The sequence below is a fragment of the Streptomyces sp. GMY02 genome (genome assembly GCF_019056675.1).
GTDB classification, from domain to species: Bacteria; Actinomycetota; Actinomycetes; order Streptomycetales; family Streptomycetaceae; genus Streptomyces; species Streptomyces odonnellii.
On record NZ_CP077658.1, the window covers coordinates 1876135 to 1898039 of the forward strand.

Annotated in this window: 18 protein-coding genes; 7 read left to right on the forward strand and 11 right to left on the reverse strand. The window is 71.4% G+C overall.

The genetic code is table 11. The features are described 5' to 3' along the window. The first annotated feature begins 480 nt into the window (after positions 1 to 480). Complete coding sequence (locus KQY30_RS07795; protein ID WP_254407008.1) at positions 481 to 897, forward strand: ATP-binding protein; 417 nt, start codon at positions 481 to 483, stop codon at positions 895 to 897. Between the two features lie 222 nt (positions 898 to 1119). Here KQY30_RS07795 and KQY30_RS07800 read toward each other — a convergent pair whose 3' ends face one another. From KQY30_RS07800 to KQY30_RS07850, 11 genes are all read right to left on the reverse strand, one after another. Next, a complete protein-coding gene (locus KQY30_RS07800) occupies positions 1120 to 2256 on the reverse strand; it encodes a sorbosone dehydrogenase family protein (RefSeq protein ID WP_217310856.1) in 1137 nt (378 codons plus the stop codon). A gap of 263 nt (positions 2257 to 2519) precedes the next feature. Beyond that, positions 2520 to 3566, reverse strand: coding sequence for an ornithine carbamoyltransferase (argF, locus tag KQY30_RS07805; RefSeq protein ID WP_217306212.1), 1047 nt, complete (start codon positions 3564 to 3566; stop codon positions 2520 to 2522). 141 nt (positions 3567 to 3707) lie between these two features. Further along, complete coding sequence (locus KQY30_RS07810) at positions 3708 to 4940, reverse strand: arginine deiminase (RefSeq protein WP_217306213.1); 1233 nt, start codon at positions 4938 to 4940, stop codon at positions 3708 to 3710. A gap of 270 nt (positions 4941 to 5210) precedes the next feature. Further along, a complete protein-coding gene (locus KQY30_RS07815) occupies positions 5211 to 7703 on the reverse strand; it encodes a polynucleotide kinase-phosphatase (RefSeq protein WP_254407552.1) in 2493 nt (830 codons plus the stop codon). A 125-nt stretch (positions 7704 to 7828) separates the two neighbouring features. Continuing rightward, entirely contained in the window at positions 7829 to 9472 is a 1644-nt protein-coding gene (locus KQY30_RS07820; protein ID WP_217306215.1) for a 3' terminal RNA ribose 2'-O-methyltransferase Hen1, read from the reverse strand. Positions 9473 to 9600: 128 nt separating this feature from the next. Next, positions 9601 to 10503, reverse strand: a complete 903-nt coding sequence (gene mmuM, locus KQY30_RS07825) for a homocysteine S-methyltransferase (protein ID WP_217306216.1) — start codon at positions 10501 to 10503, stop codon at positions 9601 to 9603. A 57-nt stretch (positions 10504 to 10560) separates the two neighbouring features. Further along, a complete protein-coding gene (locus KQY30_RS07830) occupies positions 10561 to 11490 on the reverse strand; it encodes an LLM class F420-dependent oxidoreductase (RefSeq protein ID WP_217306217.1) in 930 nt (309 codons plus the stop codon). A 4-nt stretch (positions 11491 to 11494) separates the two neighbouring features. Then, a complete protein-coding gene (locus KQY30_RS07835) occupies positions 11495 to 11971 on the reverse strand; it encodes a DUF6099 family protein (protein WP_217306218.1) in 477 nt (158 codons plus the stop codon). Between the two features lie 145 nt (positions 11972 to 12116). After that, positions 12117 to 12467, reverse strand: a complete 351-nt coding sequence (locus tag KQY30_RS07840) for a nucleotide pyrophosphohydrolase (protein WP_217306219.1) — start codon at positions 12465 to 12467, stop codon at positions 12117 to 12119. Between the two features lie 117 nt (positions 12468 to 12584). After that, positions 12585 to 12989 carry a cell division protein SepF gene (locus KQY30_RS07845; RefSeq protein WP_217306220.1) on the reverse strand — a complete coding sequence of 135 codons (405 nt, stop codon included), beginning with the start codon at positions 12987 to 12989 and terminating at the stop codon, positions 12585 to 12587. Positions 12990 to 13236: 247 nt separating this feature from the next. After that, entirely contained in the window at positions 13237 to 15360 is a 2124-nt protein-coding gene (locus KQY30_RS07850; protein ID WP_254407009.1) for a glycogen debranching N-terminal domain-containing protein, read from the reverse strand. Between the two features lie 124 nt (positions 15361 to 15484). Between KQY30_RS07850 and KQY30_RS07855 the strand changes: the two genes are divergently transcribed. From KQY30_RS07855 to KQY30_RS07880, 6 genes are all read left to right on the forward strand, one after another. Next, entirely contained in the window at positions 15485 to 16534 is a 1050-nt protein-coding gene (locus KQY30_RS07855) for a LacI family DNA-binding transcriptional regulator (RefSeq protein WP_217306222.1), read from the forward strand. Positions 16535 to 16680: 146 nt separating this feature from the next. After that, positions 16681 to 17925 (forward strand): extracellular solute-binding protein, encoded by a 1245-nt coding sequence (locus KQY30_RS07860; protein WP_217306223.1) that lies wholly within the window; start codon positions 16681 to 16683, stop codon positions 17923 to 17925. Between the two features lie 20 nt (positions 17926 to 17945). Beyond that, on the forward strand, positions 17946 to 19088 hold the full coding sequence (locus KQY30_RS07865; RefSeq protein WP_254407010.1) for a carbohydrate ABC transporter permease: 1143 nt from the start codon (positions 17946 to 17948) through the stop codon (positions 19086 to 19088). Next, entirely contained in the window at positions 19085 to 20038 is a 954-nt protein-coding gene (locus tag KQY30_RS07870) for a carbohydrate ABC transporter permease (RefSeq protein ID WP_217306224.1), read from the forward strand. The genes KQY30_RS07865 and KQY30_RS07870 overlap by 4 nt, the downstream gene beginning before the upstream one ends. A 281-nt stretch (positions 20039 to 20319) precedes the next feature. Next, positions 20320 to 21012, forward strand: coding sequence for a ferritin-like domain-containing protein (locus KQY30_RS07875; protein WP_254407011.1), 693 nt, complete (start codon positions 20320 to 20322; stop codon positions 21010 to 21012). Then, positions 21009 to 21872 (forward strand): ferritin-like domain-containing protein, encoded by an 864-nt coding sequence (locus KQY30_RS07880; RefSeq protein WP_254407012.1) that lies wholly within the window; start codon positions 21009 to 21011, stop codon positions 21870 to 21872. The genes KQY30_RS07875 and KQY30_RS07880 overlap by 4 nt, the downstream gene beginning before the upstream one ends. Positions 21873 to 21905: the final 33 nt, after the last annotated feature.

Genomic DNA, 21905 nt, shown 5'->3' on the forward strand with positions numbered 1-21905 from the left:
GTACGGCCTCCCTCGACGGGGCGCGGTCCCTCACCGGAACCGTATCACCGCTCCGTGACTGTCGTCACGAGTGCGCGATACGTACGCGAAACGATCCGCGTCCTCCTGGCATGTGCCGTGCTCACGCCGTCCGAAGCACGCCACGCTCACGCCGTCCGGAGCACGCCACGCTCGGGCCGTCCGGAACACGGCACGCTCAGGCTGTCCGGGTACGCCGTGCTCGCGCCGTCCGGAGCGCATCGCGCAATACCCCGCCCGGCCCCTCCGCCACCCCCATCGGCCCCGCGGCACCCGGCCCGTATCCGGCCCGGCACCGTGCCGAAGGTCCCGGCGGCGGCGGGACGGAAGTCCCGGCCATGGCAGGCCGCCGCCTCTTGCCCGCGCCCTAACGCTCCGTAAATTTGAATCCGATAAAACTTCTGGGCTTCGACAGCCCGCCAACGCTTGTTCAACAGCCAACCCTTGATCGGACCACCCGCCGTGCCGGAAACCTCAGGCCTCCCCTCCTGGCGTGTCGCACTGCCCCACAGCCCTGAAGCCGTACCGCTCGCGCGGGCCCTGGTCCGGACGGCGATCGCGCATCTCGCGGACACGACGGACAGCGACACCGCGGAGCTGCTCACCGCGGAGCTGGTGGCCAACGCGATCAAGCACACCGCGGGCGACGAGCCGATCGAGCTGGTGGTGGAGCTGCTCCCGACCGGCTGCCAGGTCGAGGTGCACGACCGCGACCCGGCTCCGCCGGGCGATCTCGCGCGCGCCGGGTTCGGCACGATGCCCGACCCCTGGCAGGAGGACGGCCGCGGCCTGCTGCTGATCCACACACTGAGCGCGGAGTGCGGACACCGCCCCACCGACCAGGGCAAGGCGGTCTGGTTCACCCTGCCGTCGGCCTGACCCGGAGCGCGTGGCGAAGCGCACGGCGGAGCGCATGGTGCCGGCTGCGCACGGCGAAGCGCACGGCGTCGGCCGCGCACGGCTCCCGGAACGGGGCCGCACAGCACATCAGGCCCGGTGCTGATCTCTCAGCGCCGGGCCTGACCTGGGCCGGCCGTCAGCCGGTCGTCACGCCGGGTCGATACGGGCCCCGTGCGGGGTCCGTGCCGGGCCGGTCGGGGTTCAGGCGGGGTCTATACGGGAGACCTTGCCGCCGATGCCGAGCACGTACAGCTCGCCCTTGCCACCCTGCACGAAGGAGATGACCTCGCCACCGTTGACTCCGAGGTCGCTCACGCCGGTCACCTTGCCGTTCTGCAACTGGAGAGCGCGGACGGTGCCGTCGCAGTAGTCGCTGAACACATACTGGCCCTTGAGGCCCGGGATCGCGTTGCCGCGGTAGACGAATCCGCCGGTCACCGAGCAGCCAAGACCGTTACGGTCGTACTCGTAGATCGGCGGTACGTGGTTCGCGGGCTCCGTGCCGCCCCGGAAGGGGTGGTTGCCCTCCATCTCGGACCAGCCGTAGTTCTCCCCGCCCTTGCTGGACGCCGGGGCCCAGTCGATCTCCTCCCAGGCACTCTGGCCGACGTCCGCGATCAGCAGGGCGCCCGTGCCCGCGTCGAAGGAGAACCGCCACGGGTTGCGCAGCCCGTACGCCCAGATCTCGTCCCTCGCGTTCGGGTCGTTCACGAACGGGTTGCCCGGCGGGATCGCGTACGGCGTGCCGCCCCTCGGGTCGATCCGCAGCATCTTGCCGAGCAGCGTGTCGAGGTTCTGCCCGTAGTCGTGCGGGTCGCCGCCCGAGCCGCCGTCGCCGAACGCGATGTAAAGGTAGCCGTCGGGGCCGAACTTGATGTCGCCGCCGTTGTGGTTGGAGTACGGCTGCGTCTGGGTGAGGACGGTACGCCGGGTGTTCGGCTGGATCTTGCCGTACCGCACGGCGAACTCGTCGATGGTGCTGGTGCCTTCGAGGTCCGTGAACGATATGTAGAAGTGCTCGAACCTCTTGTCGAACGCGATGCCCAGCAGGCCGCGTTCGCCGTCGGTGGTGGTCTCGTCGGATATGTCGAGGACCGGCGCGCCGAGCCCCTGCGTACCCAGGACCCGTACGGTGCCCGCGCGTTCGGCTATCCAGACCGTGCCACCGGGCCCGGCGGTGCCGGCGATGGGATTCTGCGCCGTGGCCACTTGAGTGAGCTTGACCGCCGCCGCCGGACGTGGGGCGGCGCGCTCGTCGGCGGATGCCGTGGTCAAGGCGAGTGAAGCAATGAGGCAGATGGTGCCGATGATCGCCGAGCTTCTGGTGCGAACTTTCACCATGACTCCTAGAGGCGGCGAATGGGGGAACCCGGCTGCATAGGGCAGAGTTGTGTGGTCGTCGCCCGCGCCAGCACGCAACCTGGGTGGGGGGATTGTGTGCCGCTGGCCACGGATGAGAATACAGGGACAGGGCGGTTTGGCGTAGACCAATGCACGCCGTCTCCGCACCCCCCGTTCCGCTTTCCGCCACCGCCGCCCTCCGGCCCCGCGGCCGACGAGGCGCAGCCCCTCCGCAGCCCCCTCCGCCGCCGCCTCCGCGGTCAGCGAAGCCCCGTGGCCGTCACCCCGTTCGCGGCCGTCGAACCGTTCCCGGCGAGCGTGGCCACCAGGACCGCCTTGATGGTGTGCAGCCGGTTCTCGGCCTCGTCAAAGACGACCGAGTGCGCCGACTCGAAGACCTCGTCGGTGACTTCCAGCTCGCTCAGACCGTGCCGCTCGTGGATCTCACGGCCGACCGCCGTGTCCAGGTCGTGGAACGCCGGCAGGCAGTGCAGGAACCTCACCTCGGGGTTCCCGGTCGCGCGCAGCACGTCCATGGTCACGGAGTACGGACCGAGCGCGGCGATCCGCTCGTCCCAGACCTCCTTCGACTCGCCCATCGACACCCACACATCGGTGGCCACGAAGTCCGCGCCCGCGACGCCCTCCTTGATCTCCTCGGTGAGGGTCAGCCGCGCGCCGCTGACCTGGGCGGCCTCGCGTGCCAGGGCGAGGACCGAATCGGCCGGCCAGTAGGCGCGCGGCGCGACGATCCGTACGTCCATGCCCAGCAACGCGCCTGTGACGAGGTACGAGTTGCCCATGTTGAAGCGGGCGTCGCCGAGGTAGGCGAAGGCGATCTCGGTCAGGGGCTTGGCGCTGTGCTCGGTCATGGTCAGCACATCGGCGAGCATCTGGGTCGGATGCCAGGCGTCCGTCAGGCCGTTGAAGACCGGAACGCCCGCGTGCGCGGCCAGTGCCTCGACGGTCGCCTGGGCGTCGCCGCGGTATTCGATGCCGTCGTACATCCGCCCGAGGACTCGGGCGGTGTCCTTCGCCGACTCCTTCTTCCCGATGTGCGAACCGGATGGGTCGATATACGTGGTGGCCGCGCCCTGGTCCGCCGCCGCCACCTCGAAGGCGCAGCGGGTACGGGTGGAGGCCTTCTCGAAGATCAGCGCGATGTTCTTGCCGCGCAGCCGCTGGATCTCGGTGCCCGCCTTCTTCGCGGCCTTCAGCTCGGCGGCGAGGTCGATCAGGCCGCGGAACTCCTCGGCCGTGAAGTCCAGTTCCTTGAGGAAGTGGCGGCCTGCGAGGTCTATCGCCATGGTGGCTGCTCCTGGGGGCGCGGAGAGGAAAAGGAAAAAGGGGCGGAAAGCAAGAGGGCGGCCCCAACCGGGACCATGGAACTATATACGATGACCCGTATTGCTATACGATGGGCGATACCGCGCGCCGGGGTACGTCTCTCAGACCGCGGCGCGTTCCACCGGGCAGCTCATACAGCGCGGTCCGCCCCGCCCCCGGCCCAGTTCGCTGCCGGGGATCTCGATCACCTCGATGCCCTGTCTGCGCAGATGCGTGTTGGTGGTGACATTGCGGTCGTACGCCACGACCACCCCGGGCTCGACCGCCAGCACATTGCAGCCGTCGTCCCACTGCTCGCGCGCCGCCGAGTGCACGTCCTGGGTGGCGGTCAGCACCCGGATCTCCGCCAGCCCGAGGGCCGCCGCGATCGCGCGGTGCATATGCTCCGGCGGATGGTCGGTGACCTTCAGCTCGAACCCGTCGCCGCCCGGCTCGATGGTGTACGAGCGGAGCATGCCGAGCCCCGCGTACTGCGTGAAGGTGTCGGAGTCGACCATCGTCATCACCGTGTCGAGATGCATGAACGCCCGCTTCTTGGGCATGTCCAGCGCCACGATGGTGTTCGCGGAACCGGTCGCGAAGAGCCCCCGGGCCAGCATCTCGATCGCCTGCGGGGTGGTGCGCTCGCTCATCCCGATCAGTACGGCTCCGCCGCCGATCACCAGGACGTCGCCGCCCTCGATCGTCGAGGGATAGTCGTCCTGCCCCTCCGACCAGTGGTGGAAGTCACCGGCGTCCGGGCCGGTGAAGAGCGGATGGTGCTTGTAGATCGCCTCGAAGTGCACGGTCTCGCGCTGCCGGGCGGGCCAGCGCATGGCGTTGATGCTCACCCCGTCGTAGATCCAGGCGGAGGTGTCACGGGTGAAGATGTGGTTCGGCAGCGGGTCGAGCAGGAAGTCGTCCAGCGCCATCACATGGAAGCGGACGGAGGTCGGCTCCGCGTGCCGCTCCAGGAACTCGCGCTTGGTCATCCCGCCGACCAGCGCCTCGACCAGCTCGTCCGTCGGCAGCGCGTCGAAGACCGCGCGGAGATGGCCGGTGGCGAGCGGCCCGTACTCCTTCTCGTCGAAGACCCGGTCCAGTACGAGCCGCCGCGCCGCCGGAAGCTCCAGCGACTCGCGCAGCAGCTCGCCGAAGAGATGCACGTGCACGCCCCGGTCGCGGAGCACCGCGGCGAAGGCGTCGTGCTCCTCCTGGGCACGCCGTACCCACAGCACGTCGTCGAAGAGCAGCGCGTCCTTGTTGCCGGGCGTGAGCCGTTTCAGCTCCAGATCCGGCCGGTGCAGTATGACGCGGCGCAGTCGGCCGGTCTCGGAGTCGACATGGAATCCCATGCCACCATCCTCACCGCACGGCGCGTGATTCACGCGGTGAACGGCAGCGGATGAGAGGACGGTCTCAGCGGGGGCCCGCGGCGGGACCGGGCCGGGCGGCCCGGTGCCCGCGACGGGCGGCCCACTCGGACACGGGGACCGACCCGCCGGACACGGGGACCGACCGGCCGGAGACGCGGATCGACCGGCCCGGGTCGTGGGCCGACCGGTAGAGACCGGGGTCGACCGGCCCGGGTCGTGGGCCGACCGGCAGAGACCGGGACCAACCGGTCAGAGACGGGGGTCGACCGGTTCCGATTCCAGCGCCAGGACAGCGAAGACCGCCTCGTGGACCCGCCACAGCGGCTCGCCGTCCGCCAGCCGGTCCAGCGCCTCAAGGCCGAGGGCGTACTCCCGCAGCGCCAAGGACCGCTTGTGGCCGAGGAACCGGTTGCGCAGGCGCTGGAGATTGTCCGGACGGGTGTACTCGGGACCGTAGATGATCCGCAGGTACTCCCGGCCGCGCACCTTGATGCCCGGCTGTACGAGCCGCCCCTTCGCGTCCCGTACCAGCGCCGCGAGCGGCTTGACCACCATGCCCTCGCCGCCGCGCTCCGTCATCTCCAGCCACCAGTCGACGCCTCCGCGCATCGATTCCTCGTCGCCCGTGTCGACGATCAGCCGCCGGGTGACCTGGAGCAGCCCGGTGGGGTCGTGCTCGACCAGCAGGTCCAGCCAGGCGAGCTGCTGGTCGTGCGGGACTCCGGCCAGGCTGCGGCCCTGGACGGCCAGGAGCTGGAACGGCGCGAGCCGCACCCCGTCGAGCCCGTCCGTGGTCCAGCAGTAGCGCCGGTACGCCTCGGTGAACGCGGCCGCGTCGTTCGCGCGCCCGCGCTGCACCGCCAGCAGATCGCCGGCCTCGACGCCCCTGGCGACCGCGGCCTCCAGGGCCCGGGTCACGGCCGGGAAGGTAGCGCCCGCCGCGGCTCCGACCGCCGCGTACTGGGTGCGCAGCAGCCCGGTGGCCTTGAGCGACCAGGGCATCAGCTCGGCGTCCAGCAGCAGCCAGTCCGTGCCGAGTTCCGCCCACAGTCCGGCGGCCGTGACGGCGGCGCGCAGCCGCTCCAGGATCTGCTCGGTGACCGCCGGGTCGTCGAAGAAGGGCCTGCCGGTGCGGGTGTGCAGGGCGCCGGTCACCCCGGCCGTGCCGAAGCGCTCGCGCGCCACCGCCTCGTCCCGGCAGACCAGCGCCACCGCGCGTGAGCCCATGTGCTTCTCCTCGCACACGACCCGGTCGACCCCGTCCGCGCGGTACTGCGTGAAGGCCTCGGCCGGGTGCTCCAGGAACGGCCCGCCGGCCACGTCCGGGGCGGCTGTCGCGGTGGGCGCCATGGTGGGCGGGAGATACGCGAGCAGCCGGGGGTCGACCGCGAAGCGGCTCATGACCTCCAGCGCCGCCGCCGCGTTCTCCTCGCGTACCGCGAGCCGCCCCATGTGGCGGGTCTCGACCGTCCGTCTGCCCTGTACGTCGGCCAGGTCCAGCGGCCGGCCCTCCCGGCCGCCGGGCGCCTCGGTGGCCAGCGGCCGCGTCGGCTCGTACCAGACCCGCTCGGCGGGTACGTCGACGAGTTCGCGCTCGGGCCAGCGCAGCGCGGTCATCCGGCCGCCGAAGACCGCGCCGGTGTCCAGACAGATGGTGTTGTTGATCCATGAGGTGTTCGGTACGGGTGTGTGGCCGTACACCACAGCGGCCCGACCCCGGTAGTCCTCGGCCCAGGGGTAGCGCACGGGCAGGCCGAACTCGTCGGTCTCCCCCGTGGTCTCGCCGTACAGGGCGTGCGAGCGTACCCGGCCCGAAGTGCGGCCGTGGTACTTCTCGGGCAGCCCCGCGTGACAGACGACCAGCTTGCCGCCGTCCAGGACGTAGTGGCTGACCAGGCCGTCGATGAACTCCCGTACCCGCGCGCGGAACGCGTCGTCCTCCTTCTCGAACTGCTCGACGGTCTCGGCGAGTCCATGCGTGTGCTGGACCTTCTTGCCCTTGAGCCAGCGGCCGAGCTTGTTCTCGTGATTGCCCGGTACGCACAGGGCGTTGCCGGACCCGACCATGTCCATCACCAGGCGGAGCACTCCGGGGCTGTCGGGGCCGCGGTCGACGAGGTCGCCGACGAAGACCGCCGTGCGGCCCTCCGGGTGGGCGCCGTCCTGGTAGCCGAGCTTGCCGAGCAGGGTCTCCAGCTCGGAGCGGCAGCCGTGGATGTCGCCGATGATGTCGAAGGGGCCGGTGAGGTGGGTGAGGTCGTTGTAGCGGCGTTCGAGGACGACCCCGGCGGCGGCCACCTCGCGCTCGCCGCGCAGGATGTGGACCTTGCGGAAGCCCTCGCGTTCGAGGCCGCGCAGCGAGCGGCGGAGTTCGGCGCGGTGGCGCTTGATGACATGGCGGGGCATCCCGGACCGGTCGGGACGGCCCGCGTTGCGCGCCGCGCACACCTCTTCCGGCAGGTCGAGAACGATCGCCACGGGCAGCACATCGTGCTCGCGGGCGATCCGTACGAGCTGTTTGCGGCTCTCGGGCTGCACATTGGTGGCGTCCACGACGGTGAGCCGGCCGGCCGCGAGCCGCTTGGCCACGATGTAGTGCAGGACGTCGAAGGCGTCGCCGCTGGCGCTCTGGTTGTTCTCGTCGTCGGCGACCAGACCGCGGCAGAAGTCCGAGGAGACGATCTGGGTGGGCTTGAAGTGGCTTCTGGCGAAGGTGGACTTGCCGGAGCCGGTGGCGCCCATCAGCACGACGAGGGAGAGATCGGGGACCGCGAGACCGCGCGGGGCGGCGGAGTGCGGCGCGGTGGCGGAGTCCGGCGCGGTGGTCACGGTGGCCGCGCCACCGGCGGAGGTGTCTGGTATGTCGCTCATGCGGCCTTTCCTTCCTGGTGGCCGTTCTCCTCGCGGCGGCTGAAGACGGCCATCTGGGTGGGCGGTCCCACCTCGGGGTCGTCGGGGCCCACCGGGGCGTACGCGACGGTGTAGCCATGGCGCCGCGCGACCGCGTCGGCCCAGCCGTGGAACCCCTCGCGGGTCCACTCGAAGCGGTGGTCGCTGTGGCGTACGTGCCCGGCGGGCAGGGTCTCCCAGCGCACGTTGTACTCGGCGTTCGGTGTGGTCACGAGGACGGTACGGGGGCGGGCCGCACCGAACACCGCGTACTCCAGGGCGGGCAGCCGCGGCGGATCGACATGCTCGACGACCTCGCTCAGCACGGCCGCGTCGTACCCCTTGAGCCGCTTGTCCGTATAGGTGAGGGCGCCCTGTACGAGGGTGACTCGGGCGGCCTGGCGCTCGCTGAGCCGCTCCAGCCCGAGGCGGCGGGAGGCGATGGTCAGGGCGCGTACCGATACGTCGACGCCGACGACGCGGGTGAAGCGCGCGTCCTTGAGCAGCGCCCGTACGAGCCGGCCCTCGCCGCAGCCCAGGTCGAGCACCGTGCCCGCGCCCGCGTCGCGCAGGGCGGTCAGGATCGCGTCGCGTCGCTGATCGGCGAGCGAGGGCTCCTTCGCCGCGCTCCCGCTCCCGGAGCTGTCGGAGTTCTCGGAGCTGCCGTTCTCGGAGCTGTCGGAGCTGGCGGAGTTCTCGGGGCTGTCGGAGCTGTTGGGGGTGTTCGGGCCGTTGGGGCGCGTCGGGCCGTCGGAGCCGTACGGTGTGCCGTCGGCCGGCGCCTCCTCGGTCTCCTCCGCGGGGTCGTCGAGCACCACCGCGTTGTCGAGCGCCTCGACCTCCATGTCGTCGGCCTCGGCGAGCCGTACCAGCTCAAGGCGCTCCATGGCCTGCCGGGTCAGACTCCAGCGGCGGGCCAGATAGCGGCTGGTGATCAGCTTCTGTTCCGGGTGGCCGGCCAGCCAGCCGTCGCCCGCGCGCAGCAGCTTGTCCACCTCGTCGGGCGCGACCCAGTAGTGCTTGGCGTCATCGAGGACCGGCAGCAGGACATAGAGCTGGCGCAGCGCGTCCGCGAGCCGCAGCTCGCCCTCCAGGACGAGATGCGTATAGCGCGACTCGCCCCACTGCGGGAACCGCTCGTCCAGCGCCACCGGCCGTGCCTCCACGGAGGTCCAGCCCAGCGGTCCGAAGAGCTTGCCCACCAGCTCGGCGCCGCCGCGCGCGGGGACGGCGGGGATCTCGATCCGCAGCGGCAGCGGACTCGCGGCGCGCTCGGGCATGGCGGCGCAGACGCCGCGCAGCGCGCTCTTGAAGACCGTGCTCAGCGCGACCGCGAGAAGCGAAGAGGCCGCGTAGGGGCGGTCGTTGACATACTGCGCGAGTGCCGCGTCGGGCGCGCCGCCCCGGCCCTTTCCCCGGCCCCGGCGTACCAGCGCCACGGGATCGACCTCCAGCAGCAGCGCCGCCGTGCAGCGCTCGGCGGACGCCTCGGGGTAGAGCACATGGGCGGTGCCATGCGCCGTGGAGAACGTCTGTGCCCGGTCGGGATGCTTGTGCAGCAGAAATCCGAGGTCGGTCGCGGGACGTTCCGGGGTGCCGGTCGTACTGATCGTCAGGAACACCCGAACGAGTATTGCCCGCCAGGACCGCCACGACCAGGGGTTTTCCGCCCGGATCGCCCTCCGGCCATCGCCCGGGACACCCCCTGGCGGTCCTCCGGGCGGCTACCCGGCCGCTCCCCCGCGAGCCCTCACCGCGCCAACGCCGTGCCGAGCCGGGCGATATCGGCCGGACCGACCCGGCAGCATCCGCCCACCAGCCGGGCCCCCGCCTTCTGCCAGGACCGCACCCGCGCCGGGTCGAATGTGGCGCCGCCGCGCCAGCTCCGGGTTTCCGCGTCCCATCCCTCTCCGCTGTTGGGGTAGACGACCACCGGCTTGCCGGTCACCGAGGCTGCGATCTCGACGGCACGGCCGGCGTCGGCCGGCTCGCAGCAGTTGATGCCCACCGCGATCACCTGCCCGGCACCGGCCGCCAGGGCGAAGGCGTCGGCGAGCGGCTGGCCGGCCCGGGTGCGCTCGCCCGCGATGGAGTACGAGAGCCAGACCGGCACCCCGCAGCCGTCGGCGGCCCGCAGCAGCGCCTCCGCCTCGTCGGTGTCCGGCACCGTCTCCAGCGCCAGCGCGTCCGGACCGGCCGCCGCGAGGGCCTCGATCCTCGGCCGGTGGAAGCGCTCCAGCTCCGCCACCGTCAGCCCGTACCGCCCGCGGTACTCGCTGCCGTCCGCGAGCATCGCGCCGTACGGTCCGACCGACGCGGCCACCCACACCTCCCGCTGACCCGCCGCGCCCGCGCGGCGCGCCAGCTCGACGCTTCTGGCCAGCAGTGCGCCCGCCTCACGCCGCGGCACGCCCCGCCGCGCGAAGCCCTCGTAGGTCGCCTGGTAGCTGGAGGTGATCAGCACCCGGGCGCCCGCCCGCACATACGCCGCGTGGGCGGCCTCGATCTGCCCGGGTCCGTCGGCCAGGAGCCGCGCGGACCAGAGGTCGTCGGACAGATCGCAGCCCTGGTCCGCGAGCTGGTTGGACAGACCGCCGTCCAGGACGACGGTCTCCTCCGCCAGCGCGGCAGCGAGGGTGCGGGAGGGTTTCATGACTGCTCCAGTGCTCCTGGCTCCAGGATCCGGCTTCGCCGCTCGGGTACCGGCGGGTCAGGAACCGGCGAGCTGAGACTGGACCTGCGAGGAGATCAGCTCCAGATGATCGAGGTCGTCCAGGTCCATGACCTGGAGATAGATCCGCGACGAGCCGACGGCGCCGTACCGCCCGATCTTGTCGACCACCTCGGCGGGCGAGCCCGCCAGCCCGTTCGCCTTCAGCTCCTCGACCTCCCGGCCGAGGGCCGCCGCCCGCCGGGCCACCTCGGCGTCGTCCTTGCCGACACACACCACCAGCGCGTTCGAGTACACGAGATCACCGGCCGGGCGGCCGATGGCCTCGGCGGCGGCCCGTACCCGGCCGAACTGCCGCTCCGTGTCCTCGATCGAGGCGAAGGGGATATTGAACTCGTCGGCATACTGCGCGGTCAGCCTCGGCGTGCGCGTCGCGCCATGGCCGCCGATCAGGACCGGCACCTTGCTCTGCGCGGGCTTGGGCAGCGCTGGCGAGTCGGTGAGCTGGTAATAGGTGCCGTCATAGCTGAAGGTCTTGCCGGTCTCCGTGGCCCAGAGCCCGGTCACGATCGCGAGCTGCTCCTCCAGCCGCGCGAACTTCTCCTTGGGGAACGGAATCCCGTACGCCTTGTGCTCCTCCTCGAACCAGCCCGCGCCCAGGCCCAGTTCGACCCGGCCGCCGGACATCTGGTCCACCTGCGCGACCTGGATGGCGAGCACGCCCGGCAGCCGGAACGTACCGGCCGTCATCAGCGTGCCCAGCCGGATCCGCTTGGTCTCCCGCGCCAACCCGGCCAGGGTGATCCAGGCGTCCGTCGGCCCGGGGAGCCCGTCGGCGGACCCCATCTTCAGATAGTGGTCGGACCGGAAGAAGGCATCGAAGCCCAGGTCCTCGGTGGCCTTGGCCACGCTGAGCAGCGTCTCATAGCTCGCCCCTTGCTGGGGCTCGGTGAAGATTCGAAGATCCATGCATCTATCCTGCACCCTCGAACCGCCGGCCCCCTTCCCGCTCCCGTGCGCTCAGCCTGCGCAGCAGCGCGCCCACCCGGTCGCTCGACTCGTCGGCCGCGTCGATCGCCTCGATGCACTGCCAGTACAGCCCCTCCTCGTCCGTCGCGCACGCCACCGCCACCAGGGCGATCCCCACCTCGCCCAGCAGCGTGCCCAGTCCGGCCAGCGCTCCCCGCGTGTCCAGCACCCCGGAGAGTCCGCCCGCCCGTATCCCGCCGCGGCAGAGCCCCGGCTGGTCCGGCAGTCCACAGCCGCGCCCGCCGGCCTCGCCCAGCTCGCGCGCCTCGCCCCTCAGCTCCTGCGGTCCGCCGATCGCCAGCCGGTCACCGATCGCCTGAGCCAGGGCCTGTGCCTGGCAGGCCTCCGCGATGACGTCCAGCGGCTCCGCACTCCCCGCCAGTGCATGCCGGCTCACCGCGATGAGCCGTTCCGCATCCATCCAACAGCCCCCGTTCATAAGACAATCCTGCCCTCTCACTCCACTACCCAGAGTGAGGGACTGGCGACGGAAAGGCCAGAGCAATGCGGAAATCTGTGGACAGCAGGCTCAATGTGTATAACTCAATCACTCCGCAGAGTGACGATCATGAAGAATTGGGTGGTTCCGAGGAACGCTTGGGGGGATAGCGGACCTCATTCCGTTCCATCTTGGCCGCGAGCGCCACAAGCGGATCGATGCCCAGCACCTCGCAGAACTGGAGCAGATACGCGAGCACATCGGCGACCTCGTCCCTCACCCGGTGCGCCGAGTCCGGGTCCGCCATCACCCGTGCCGACTGCTCCGGGGTCAGCCACTGGAAGATCTCCAGCAGTTCGGAGGCCTCGACGCTGAGCGCGGCCGCCAGATTCTTGGGGGTGTGGTACGGCTCCCAGTCCCGCGCCGCCGCGAACTCGGCCAGGGCCCGCTGAAGTCCCGCCACATCGTGTTCTGTCACGGATCCAGGTCTACCACCACGGCCGCCGCCACCCGGACGGCCCGGTACCGGCAACCACCCAGCACCCGCGACCACGCGACAACCCGCCGACGGAACCCCCGCACCCACAGGACCGGCCTACGACCGGGGAATGGCCTCCGCCGCGATCCCCTCGACCTCCGTGCCGATCGGTGCCAGCAGGAAGACATTCCGGTCGACGCGGTGCATCCCGCTGCCGAGCCCGAAGACCACACCGCTGCTGAAGTCCAGGATCCGCTTGGCCACATCGGGCTCCGCACCGGTCAGATCGAGCAGCACCGGAATCCGCGCGATGAGATGGTCCGCGACCTCCCGCGCGTCCCCGAACACCTGCACCCGCAACACGATGAAGCGCCGGTTCTCGGCCTCGTACGTACGCGGGTCCGCCCGGTGGTCGACCCTGGAGGGCCACTCGTCGCGTCCGCGCAGCGGTACGACCTGGGCCAGGCCCTCCCACTGCTCGTCGGTGGCGTCGAATTCGCCGTACCTGCCGTACCTGCTCACCGGACCACCCCACCCGCGCGCTGAGTCTGCATCGGGCCATCCTCCCGCCCCTCACTCGTTCGGCCCAATAGCGACACGGCCCGACAGGCGATCGAATGCGGTCGGCCGAAGGAGCCGGAACCGGCCGGAGTCGGTCGGAGTCAGCCGGAGCCGGCCGGTGCCGACAGGACTCCGGCCGCCACCGGAGTCCCCGCGAACCCGCCCTGCTCGCGCCGCCCGACCGCCCGCGCCGACCCGCACCGCCCGCTCAACGCGGCGCCGGGTACTCCCTCTTCACCTCCAGCCCGGCCGGCGCCTCGATCCGCGCCGTACCGTCGGCCTCCACGGAGATGTCCAGACGCCCGCCCGCGACCTCGAACCCGGTCACCGCCAGCGGCCGGTACGCCTCCGCGAACCCGGGCGCGACGGTGAGCGTCCCGCCGGGGACATCGGCGCTGAGCCCGAGCAGGGACTGGAGCACCAGTACGGACGAGGCCGCCGCCCAGGCCTGCGGACGGCAGGACGCCGGATAGGGCGAGGGCCAGGTGTCGGTCGCCGCGCCATGGCCCGCGAACAGTTCCGGCAGACGCGCGTCGAAGCTCTCGGACGCGGTCAGCAGCCCCGCCGCGAGCGGCCCGGCCTCGTCCGGGAACCCGGCCCTCACCAGACCGTGCACGGCGATCGCGGTGTCGTGCGGCCAGATGGAACCGATGTGGTAGCCGTACGGGTTGTAGCCCACCGAGCCGCTGCTCAAGGTGCGCAGCCCGTGCCCCGAGTCGAGGTCGGGCGCGCTGAGCCGGGCCGCCAGCAGCGCGCTCTCCTCGTGGTCGAGCAGGCCCGTACCGAGCAGATGCCCGAACCCCGAAGTGACCGAGTCCACCGGCCTCCTGTCCCGGTCGAGGGCGACCGCGGGGTACGGTCCCCGCTCGTCCTCCACCCAGAAGTGGCTCCGGAAGCGGTCGCGCAGCCGCTCGGCCCACTCCTCCCACTCGTCGGCGCCCGGCCGGCCGAAGGCGCGCAGCAGCGCGGCGCCGCCGCGGGCCGCCTCGTACGCGTACGCCTGGACCTCGCACAGTGCGATCGGGGCGGCGGCCAGCCGCCCGTCGCGGTGCCGGATGGCGTCGCCGGAGTCCTTCCAGCCCTGGTTGGCGAGGCCCCGCCCGGTGAGATCGATGTACTTGAGGAAGCCGTCGCCGTCCGCGTCGCCGTGGTCGCGCATCCAGGCCAGCGCGGACTCGGCGTTCGGCAGAAGCTGTTCGACCTGCTCGGGCGCGAGGCCCCAGCGCCAGGAGTCGTGCAGCAGGGTGACCCAGAGCGGGGTGGCGTCGACCGTGCCGTAGTAGACGGGCGGCAGGCCGAAGCCGTCGTGGAACTCCTGGGCGGCCCGCCGGACTTCGTGCAGGATCTTGCCCGGCTGCTCCTGCGTGTCCGGGTCGGACGCGGCTCCCTGGCGGCGGGCGAGCGTACGGAGCGTACCGGCGGCGAGACCGGTGCCCAGGGGCAGCAGCATCCTGGCCGCCCACAGCGAGTCGCGGCCGAAGAGCGTCAGGAACCAGGGGGCTCCGGCGGCCAGGAACTGGTCTGCGGGCGCCTCGGGGTCGGTGAGCCGCAGCCGGTCCAGGTCGGCGGCGGACTGGCCGAGCCAGTGGTCGAAGCGCCGGTCGGAGCTGCGCAGCACCGGGGTGCTCCACGGAAGGGTGTCCGCGGCGGGCGCCGGGAACTGGTCGCCGTCCTCGTGAGCGGCGTCACAGCGCAGTACGGCCGTCCATGTCTCGCCGGGCGCGAGCCCGATCTCGTACTCCAGCCGTCCGGTCGCCGCGTCGAGCGCGGTGGGCCTCGGCGTGGAGGCGAGGCGTACGGCGAAGGCCCCCCGCGACCAGTCGAGTCCGCTCCCAAAAGCGGTGGCGGGGGCTGTGGGCAGTGTCTCACCGGTCTTGACGCGCTCCATCGGCGCGAGGTCGGTGGTGGCGGTCACGGCCAGCCGGAAACGGACATTCTGCCGCCCCGCGTTGGTGACTTCGAGGGTCTCCTCCAGCCGCCCGGGGGTGACGCGGCGGATCCTGCGCAGGGTGACGGCGGGGTCCGCGGTGTCCTCGCCGAGGCCGCGCAGCACCGCGCGGAAGGAGGCCCGGTCGGCACCGTCAAGGGCTCCGCGCACCGGTGCGAGCGCGACGCCGTCGGCCGCCACGGTGAGCCGGGCCAGTGCCCTGCTGTCGCCGTGGAAGAAGCCGTCGACACCGCCGTCGATCTGCCCGTCCGGGTGCGAGATCGCGAAGCTCGGCGCGTACAGCGTCACACAGGCGTCGTGCAGAAACGGCTGGAGACCTTCGATTGAGGGGGCAGCCCCCGCGACGGACTTCGTTATGTCGTGGGTCTTGACAGTTGTATCCAACAGAGCAGAACCTCTCAGGCATTGGAGCGTTCCAAGAACCCTAACGACGACTTCAGGGCGTTGACAATGGCATTTAGAACGCTCCAATGTAATCACCTTCCGTACGACCGGCCCCGGAGAACCCATGCCCCGCTCCCCCGACACCGCTTCGTCCAAGGCCGGTCCGGTCACCCTGGCCATGGTCGCGCGACGGGCCGGAGTCTCTCCGCAAACCGTGTCGAACGCCCTCAACTCGCCCGGCCTGCTGCGCCCCGAGACCCTGGAGCGGGTCCGGCGCACCATCGACGAGATGGGCTACCGCCCGCACCGGGCCGCGCAGACGCTGCGCACCCGCTCCAGCAAGCTCATCGGCTACGGCATACGCCCGACCCCGCCCGGCACCCTGGCACCGGTGATGGACCGGTTCCTGCACGCGCTCTCGCAGACCGCCGACGAGGCGGGCTACCGGATCCTGCTGTTCGCCTCGCCGCCCGGCACCACGGGCCTTGAGGGGTACGAGGAGCTGATCGACCTGCACAGCGTCGACGGTTTCGTGCTCAGCGGCACCGACCGCGGCGACCAGCGGCAGGCCTGGCTCGCCAAGCGCGGGGTGCCCTTCGTGGGCTTCGGCCGGATGTGGTCGAGCCGCCAGATAGGCGACTGGGCGGATGTCGACGGCGCCTCGGGGACGGACGCGGCGGTCGACCATCTCATCGGTCTGGGGCACCGGAAGATCGCGTTCCTCGGCTGGCCGCGCGGCTCCGGTGTCGGTGACGACCGTGCCGAGGGCTGGCAGCGCGCCATGCGCCGGCACGGGCTGCCGGTACGCGGTCGGCACGCCCGGAGCGTCGACGACATCGAGGCGGCACGGGCCGCCGTGGAACCGCTGCTCGACGCGGGCGCCACGGCCGTGGTCGCCGCCAGTGACACGCTCGCGCTGGGCTGCTATCGCGCCCTGCGCGAGCGGCAGGCCGTACCCGGCAGGGATGTCGCCGTGGTCGGCTTCGACGACTCGCCGACCGCCGCGCTCCTGTCGCCCGGCCTGTCGACCGTCGCGCAGCCGCTGGAGGCCGTCGGCCGCGAGTGCGTCCGGCTGCTGCTGGCCCGGATGGCGGCCCCGGACGCCCCGCCCGAGCGCGTCCTGCTCGAACCCTCGCTCGTCATCCGGGACAGCACACCGGCGTTAGCCGGCTGAGCGCCCGCCCTCGCCCCACCCCCCGCACTCGCCGCCGCCGGAGCCCTCGTACCACCGCAACACCGCCCGGCCGCCGGCCCACTGATTGACAGCTCGCCCTCCCCGGGCCGCTGAGCCGCACGTTTCATCCCTTTCAGGAGGAATTCATGGTCACCCGCACGGCCGTCGCCGCACTCGCCACCTGCGCGGCGCTGCTGGCCGCCACCGGCTGCTCGTCCAATTTCGACGACAGCAAGGAGCCGGCCCAGGACAAGGCCGCCAAGCAGAACCTGACCGTACTCATCGCCACCTCGGGGGACGCCGAGACCGGGGCGGTGAAGGCCGCGGCCGCCGCGTACGCGAAGAAGTCCGGCAACACGGTCACCGTCGAGGTCGCCAAGGACATGAACCAGCAGCTCGCCCAGGCGTTCGCCGGGCACAAGCCGCCGGACGTCTTCTACGTCAACTCGGACCAGTTCGCGAACTACGCCAAGGGCGGCTCGCTCTACCCGTACGGCGACCGGATATCCGACGCCGACGACTTCTCGCAGCAGCTCCGCTCGTCGTTCACCTACGACGGCAAGCTGGTCTGTCTGCCCAAGGACACCTCCACCCTCGGTCTCGCCATCAACACCGATCTGTGGGCGAAGGCCGGTCTGACGGAGAAGGACTACCCGAAGACCTGGGAGGACCTGAAGACCGTCGCCGGCAAGCTCACCCGCGACGGTGTCACCGGCCTGGTCACCAGCGACGAGTACCAGCGTCTGGGTGTCTTCATGAAGCAGGCCGGCGGCTGGGTCACCGACGCCGACCAGCAGACCATGACCGCCGACACCCCCGAGAACGCCGAGGGGCTCTCCTTCGTCCAGTCCCTGCTGAAGTCCGGGTCCATGAAGTTCGCCAAGAACGTGGACACGAGCTGGGGCGGCGAGGCGCTCGGCAAGGGCAAGGCCGCCATGACCATCGAGGGCAACTGGCTCGACGGCGGCATGAAGCTCGACTACCCGGACGTCAAGTACGCGGTGGCGCCGCTGCCCGCGGGCCCGGCCGGCCAGGGCACCCTCGCCTTCAGCAACTGCTGGGGCGTCGCCGCCGACAGCGCGCACCGCGAGGCGAGCGTCGATCTGGTGAAGGCCCTCACCAGCGCGGACCAGCAGCTCGCGTTCGCCGACGCGTTCGGTGTGATGCCGTCGCGGACCAGCGCGCTCTCCACGTACGCCCAGCAGTTCCCGGCGGCCAAGGCCTGGGTGGACGGCAGTGCCTACGCGCAGGGCCCGGTGACGATCGCCGGATTCGACAAGGTGCTGAGCCAGTTCAACACCGAGCTCCAGTCGCTGCGCACCGCCGACCCGAAGAAGATCCTCGCCGACCTCCAGCGCAACGGCGAACAGGCCATCGCGAAGGGCAACTGAGCCCGATGTCCCTCCGCACGATGCGCGCGCCCCGTGCGCGCCGCACCCCCCGCGCTACCGGCAGGCCGGGCGCACCTGACAGCGCATCCGGCGGACCCGGTACGCCCGCGACGGCCCGCGCCACCCGCGCGGGCCGTCGCGGGGAGGGCGCCTGGGGCTGGCTGTTCGTCAGCCCCATGGTGCTGGTCCTCGGTCTGTTCCTGGTCCTGCCGATCCTGATGGCGCTGTGGGTGAGCCTGCTGCGCTGGAACGGGCAGTCCAACCCGTTCTCGGGACAGGCCGACTTCGTGGGCCTGGACAACTACCGGGCCCTGCTCACCGAGGACGGTCTCGACCGCACGCTCTTCGCGACCGCCCTGCGCAACAACGCGTACTACGTCCTGCTGACCGTGCCGCTCCAGACCGTACTGGCGCTGGGCCTGGCCCTGGTCGTCAACCAGAAGGTGCTGCGCGGGCGCGGCGCCCTCCGTACGGCCTTCTTCTTCCCCTCGGTCACCAGCTCCATCGCCGTCTCCACGGTCTTCCTCTTCCTGTTCCAGGGCAGCGGGGCGGTCAACTCCCTGCTGTCGTGGATCGGGGTGAAGGGACCGAACTGGTTCGCCGATCCGCGCGGGGTGCTCTCGCTGATCCTGGGCGGTCTGGGGATCGTCGATCCCGAGCGTCCCTCCGGGGTGCTGGCGGACCACTCCTTCATGGGGCTCCCGTGGTTCGAGTGGCTGTCGGGGCCCTCGGTCGCGATGTGCACGATCATCCTGCTGTCCGTCTGGACCACTTCGGGCACCTTCATGCTGATCTTCCTCGCGGCGCTCCAGGACATCCCGCGCGAGCTGGAGGAGGCCGCCGCCCTGGAAGGGGCCAACCGCCGCCAGCTCCTGCGGTACGTGACGCTGCCCGCGCTGCGTCCCGTGCTGTTCCTGGTGCTCACCCTGGGGCTGATCTCCACCTGGCAGGTCTTCGACCAGGTGTATGTGATGGGCCAGGGAGCGCCGGGCAACACGACGCTGACCCCGGCCTTCCTGTCGTACTCGGCGGGCTTCGACAACGCGGACTTCGGGCAGGGCGCGGCAATCGCGTTCATTTTGCTCGCCCTGATCCTCTGTCTGACCGCCTTCCAGCGCTGGGCGCTGCGTGAGCGCGGCGCGCGTACGAGGAGGAACCGATGAGCGCCACCGGTACGGCCGTGTCCGAGCGGGCCGGAAGCGACCGGGCCGGGCGGGGGTCCCGCAAGCGCGCCCCGCGCGGGCACGGGCGGCCCGTACTGCCGCGGTTCCCGGTCCCCGCGCGGGTGCTGGGGTACGCCCTGGTGGCGGGGATGGGCCTGCTCTATCTGCTGCCGTTCGCGCTGCAGTTGGTGACGGGCTTCAAGACCGATCCGGACGCCGCCTCGCATCCGCTCTCGCTGCTGCCGGCCACGCCGACGACCGCCGCCTATCAGCGGCTGTTCGGGCTGAGCCAGACAGCGGACGGGGTGCCGTTCCTGCGCTGGCTGGGCAATTCGGCGCTGGTGGCGGTGCTGGTGACCGCCGGGCGGGTGCTGTTCGACTCGATGGCGGGGTACGCGCTCGCGCGGCTGCGCTTCCCGGGCCGCGGGCTGCTGTTCGGCTTCGTCCTCGCGATCATGGCGGTGCCGGGGGTGGCGCTGCTGATCCCCAAGTTCCTGGTGCTCAACACCTTCGGGATCTTCGACACCTATACGGCCATGATCCTGCCGCTGCTGGTGGACGCGGCGGGCATCTTCATCATGAAGCAGTTCTTCGAGTCGGTGCCCCGCGAGGTCGAGGAGGCCGCGCGGGTGGACGGCGCGGGGGTGTTCCGTATCTTCTGGTCCGTCGTCCTGCCGATGGCCAGGCCCGCGCTGATCACCCTGACGATCCTGTCGTTCCAGGGGTCGTGGAACGAGTTCACCCACTTCCTCGTCGCCACCCAGTCCGGCCAGTACGAGACGCTCACCACGGGCCTGGCCCGCTTTGTCTCGGGCGGTCTCGGCGGCGGTACGCAGTATCCGCTGAAGCTGGCCGCCGCGCTGCTGTCCACGCTTCCGGTGGCCGCGCTGTTCTTCTGCTTCCAGCGCTACTTCGTCAACGGCGCGAACGCGGGCGCGGTCAAGGAGTGAGTACGCGCCGGTGAGCGGGTGGTACGGGCCGGGGCCCGGCGGGGAGTCGCCGCCGGGCCCCGGCCGCTGCCACCCGCCTCGCGCCACCCCGTACCGCCCTCTCGTACCGCGCCTCGTACCGTCTCGTCGCACCACCCGCGTCGCTCGGCCGATGAGGTGAAACACCCTCCGGCCGCCGGTGCGGTCGGCGGGCGACCGGCCGCCTCCTCGCGAATGTGTCGATGACAGTGCCCGCGCAGCCGCGGGCGCCGGACACAGGTACCGAGTAGAGAGGGAGCGTGATGCGCGCGGAGCACATCGACACCCGGCTGCTGAAGGAACGGACCGAGCGGTCGCGGAACATGAACGGCGACGCCGTCAGGATCACCGAGCGCGTCCTGAAGGACGCCGCCGCGGACGATGCCGCGAAGAAGGACGTCATGGCGCTGCAGACGGCGGCGGCCCTGGAGCATCTCGCGGTGAGTGTCTACCGTACGGCCGCCGGGCTGCCGTTCATCAAGAACGGCACCAAGACGGTCGCCGAGTTCATCGCCACCACCGTCCAGCAGCATCAGGAGCACGCCAAGGCGTTCAACGCCGCGGCCGTCAAGGCGGGCGGCAAGGAGCAGACCCGGCCCGACGAGCAGTACGGGGACATGGTCAGGCGGACCCTGTCGTCAGCCAGGAACCCGGTGGATGTGATCAAGCTGTCCGCGTCCCTGGAGGACATGGCCGCGCGGACCTACACCAAATACGTGGGCCAGGTCCATGACACCCGGGTGCGGCGGCTCTTCGCGTCGGTCGCGCCGGTCGAGGCCCAGCACCGCGCGACGCTGCTGGCCGTGCAGTCCCTGCTCGCCTCGGGTCACGAGAACCTGGTCGAGATCCCGACGGACGCCCCGAGGCTGCCGGCGGCCCTGGGGAGCGCGGGGATCCCCGATGTGTTCCAGGCGACCGCCAACGCCCGGCCGATGTCGGAAGGAGCGGTGCTGTGAGGCGTGCGCGGGGCGGCTGGGAGCTGCCCATCGGTGAGAACGAGCTGAGCGGCCTCACCAGGGACATGGAGGAGGCGCACCGGGAGACGCTGCCCGCGATGCGTACGAGTGCGGCGGATCTCGGCGAGCGGATCAGGGAACTGGGGCAGGCGGGCCCGCCGGGGAATCCGGGAGGCCCCGCGCGGATCGGGCCGGTGGACGCGGGGCGCCGCCGTTTCCTGCTGAACGCCGGTGGCCTCGGGGCGGCCTTCCTGCTGACCGCCTGCTCCAGCACCGGGACCGACGAGAAGGGCGTCTCGCCGCAGGACGGGCCCTCCGAGGCGCTCCCGCCCCGGGCCGCCGTGGACACCGTCATGTACACCGCCGAGCTGCGGTTCGTCGCGCTGTCGGCGGCCCTGGAGAACCAGGCGGTGGGGGCGTACGGATCGATCCTGGCCGCCGCGGGGGCCGAGAAGTTCGGCGCCGTACCGCCCGCCGTGTCGACCTTCGTCACCATGGCGATGGCCCACCACATCGACCACGCCAAGGCCTGGAACGAGGCGCTGACCGCCGCGGGCAAGCCCGTCGTCACCGATGTGCCGCTGTCCAACCAGCGGGCGGTCACCACCGCGCTGGACCGGGCCGCCAGCGTCGACGACGCCGCCAAACTCGCACTGCAACTGGAGGAGCAGGCCGCGCAGACCTATCTCTCCGCCGTCTACCACGGCAAGAGCCGGGGCGGCATCGAGACCGCGGCCACCATCGCCCCCGTCGAGGCGATGCACGCCTCGATCCTGCGCTTCGTCCTCGGGCAGTACCCGGTCCCGGACGCCTTCCTGCCCGAGGACCTGGCGGCGACACCGGGCCTTCTGACGGTCTGAGAGCCGCGAGCCGCACGGGCCGGTCCGGTCGCG

Coding starts and splice junctions, on each gene's coding strand:
- argF (WP_217306212.1), bottom strand. CDS start 3,566: ATGGCGATAGACCTCGCAGGCCGCCACTTCCTCAAGGAACTGGACTTC.
- KQY30_RS07810 (WP_217306213.1), bottom strand. CDS start 4,940: ATGGGATTCCATGTCGACTCCGAGACCGGCCGACTGCGCCGCGTCATA.
- KQY30_RS07815 (WP_254407552.1), bottom strand. CDS start 7,703: ATGGGCGCCACCGGCTCCGGCAAGTCCACCTTCGCCAGAAGCCACTTC.
- mmuM (WP_217306216.1), bottom strand. CDS start 10,503: ATGAAACCCTCCCGCACCCTCGCTGCCGCGCTGGCGGAGGAGACCGTC.
- KQY30_RS07830 (WP_217306217.1), bottom strand. CDS start 11,490: ATGGATCTTCGAATCTTCACCGAGCCCCAGCAAGGGGCGAGCTATGAG.
- KQY30_RS07835 (WP_217306218.1), bottom strand. CDS start 11,971: ATGGATGCGGAACGGCTCATCGCGGTGAGCCGGCATGCACTGGCGGGG.
- KQY30_RS07855 (WP_217306222.1), top strand. CDS start 15,485: ATGCCCCGCTCCCCCGACACCGCTTCGTCCAAGGCCGGTCCGGTCACC.
- KQY30_RS07860 (WP_217306223.1), top strand. CDS start 16,681: ATGGTCACCCGCACGGCCGTCGCCGCACTCGCCACCTGCGCGGCGCTG.
- KQY30_RS07865 (WP_254407010.1), top strand. CDS start 17,946: ATGCGCGCGCCCCGTGCGCGCCGCACCCCCCGCGCTACCGGCAGGCCG.
- KQY30_RS07870 (WP_217306224.1), top strand. CDS start 19,085: ATGAGCGCCACCGGTACGGCCGTGTCCGAGCGGGCCGGAAGCGACCGG.
- KQY30_RS07875 (WP_254407011.1), top strand. CDS start 20,320: ATGCGCGCGGAGCACATCGACACCCGGCTGCTGAAGGAACGGACCGAG.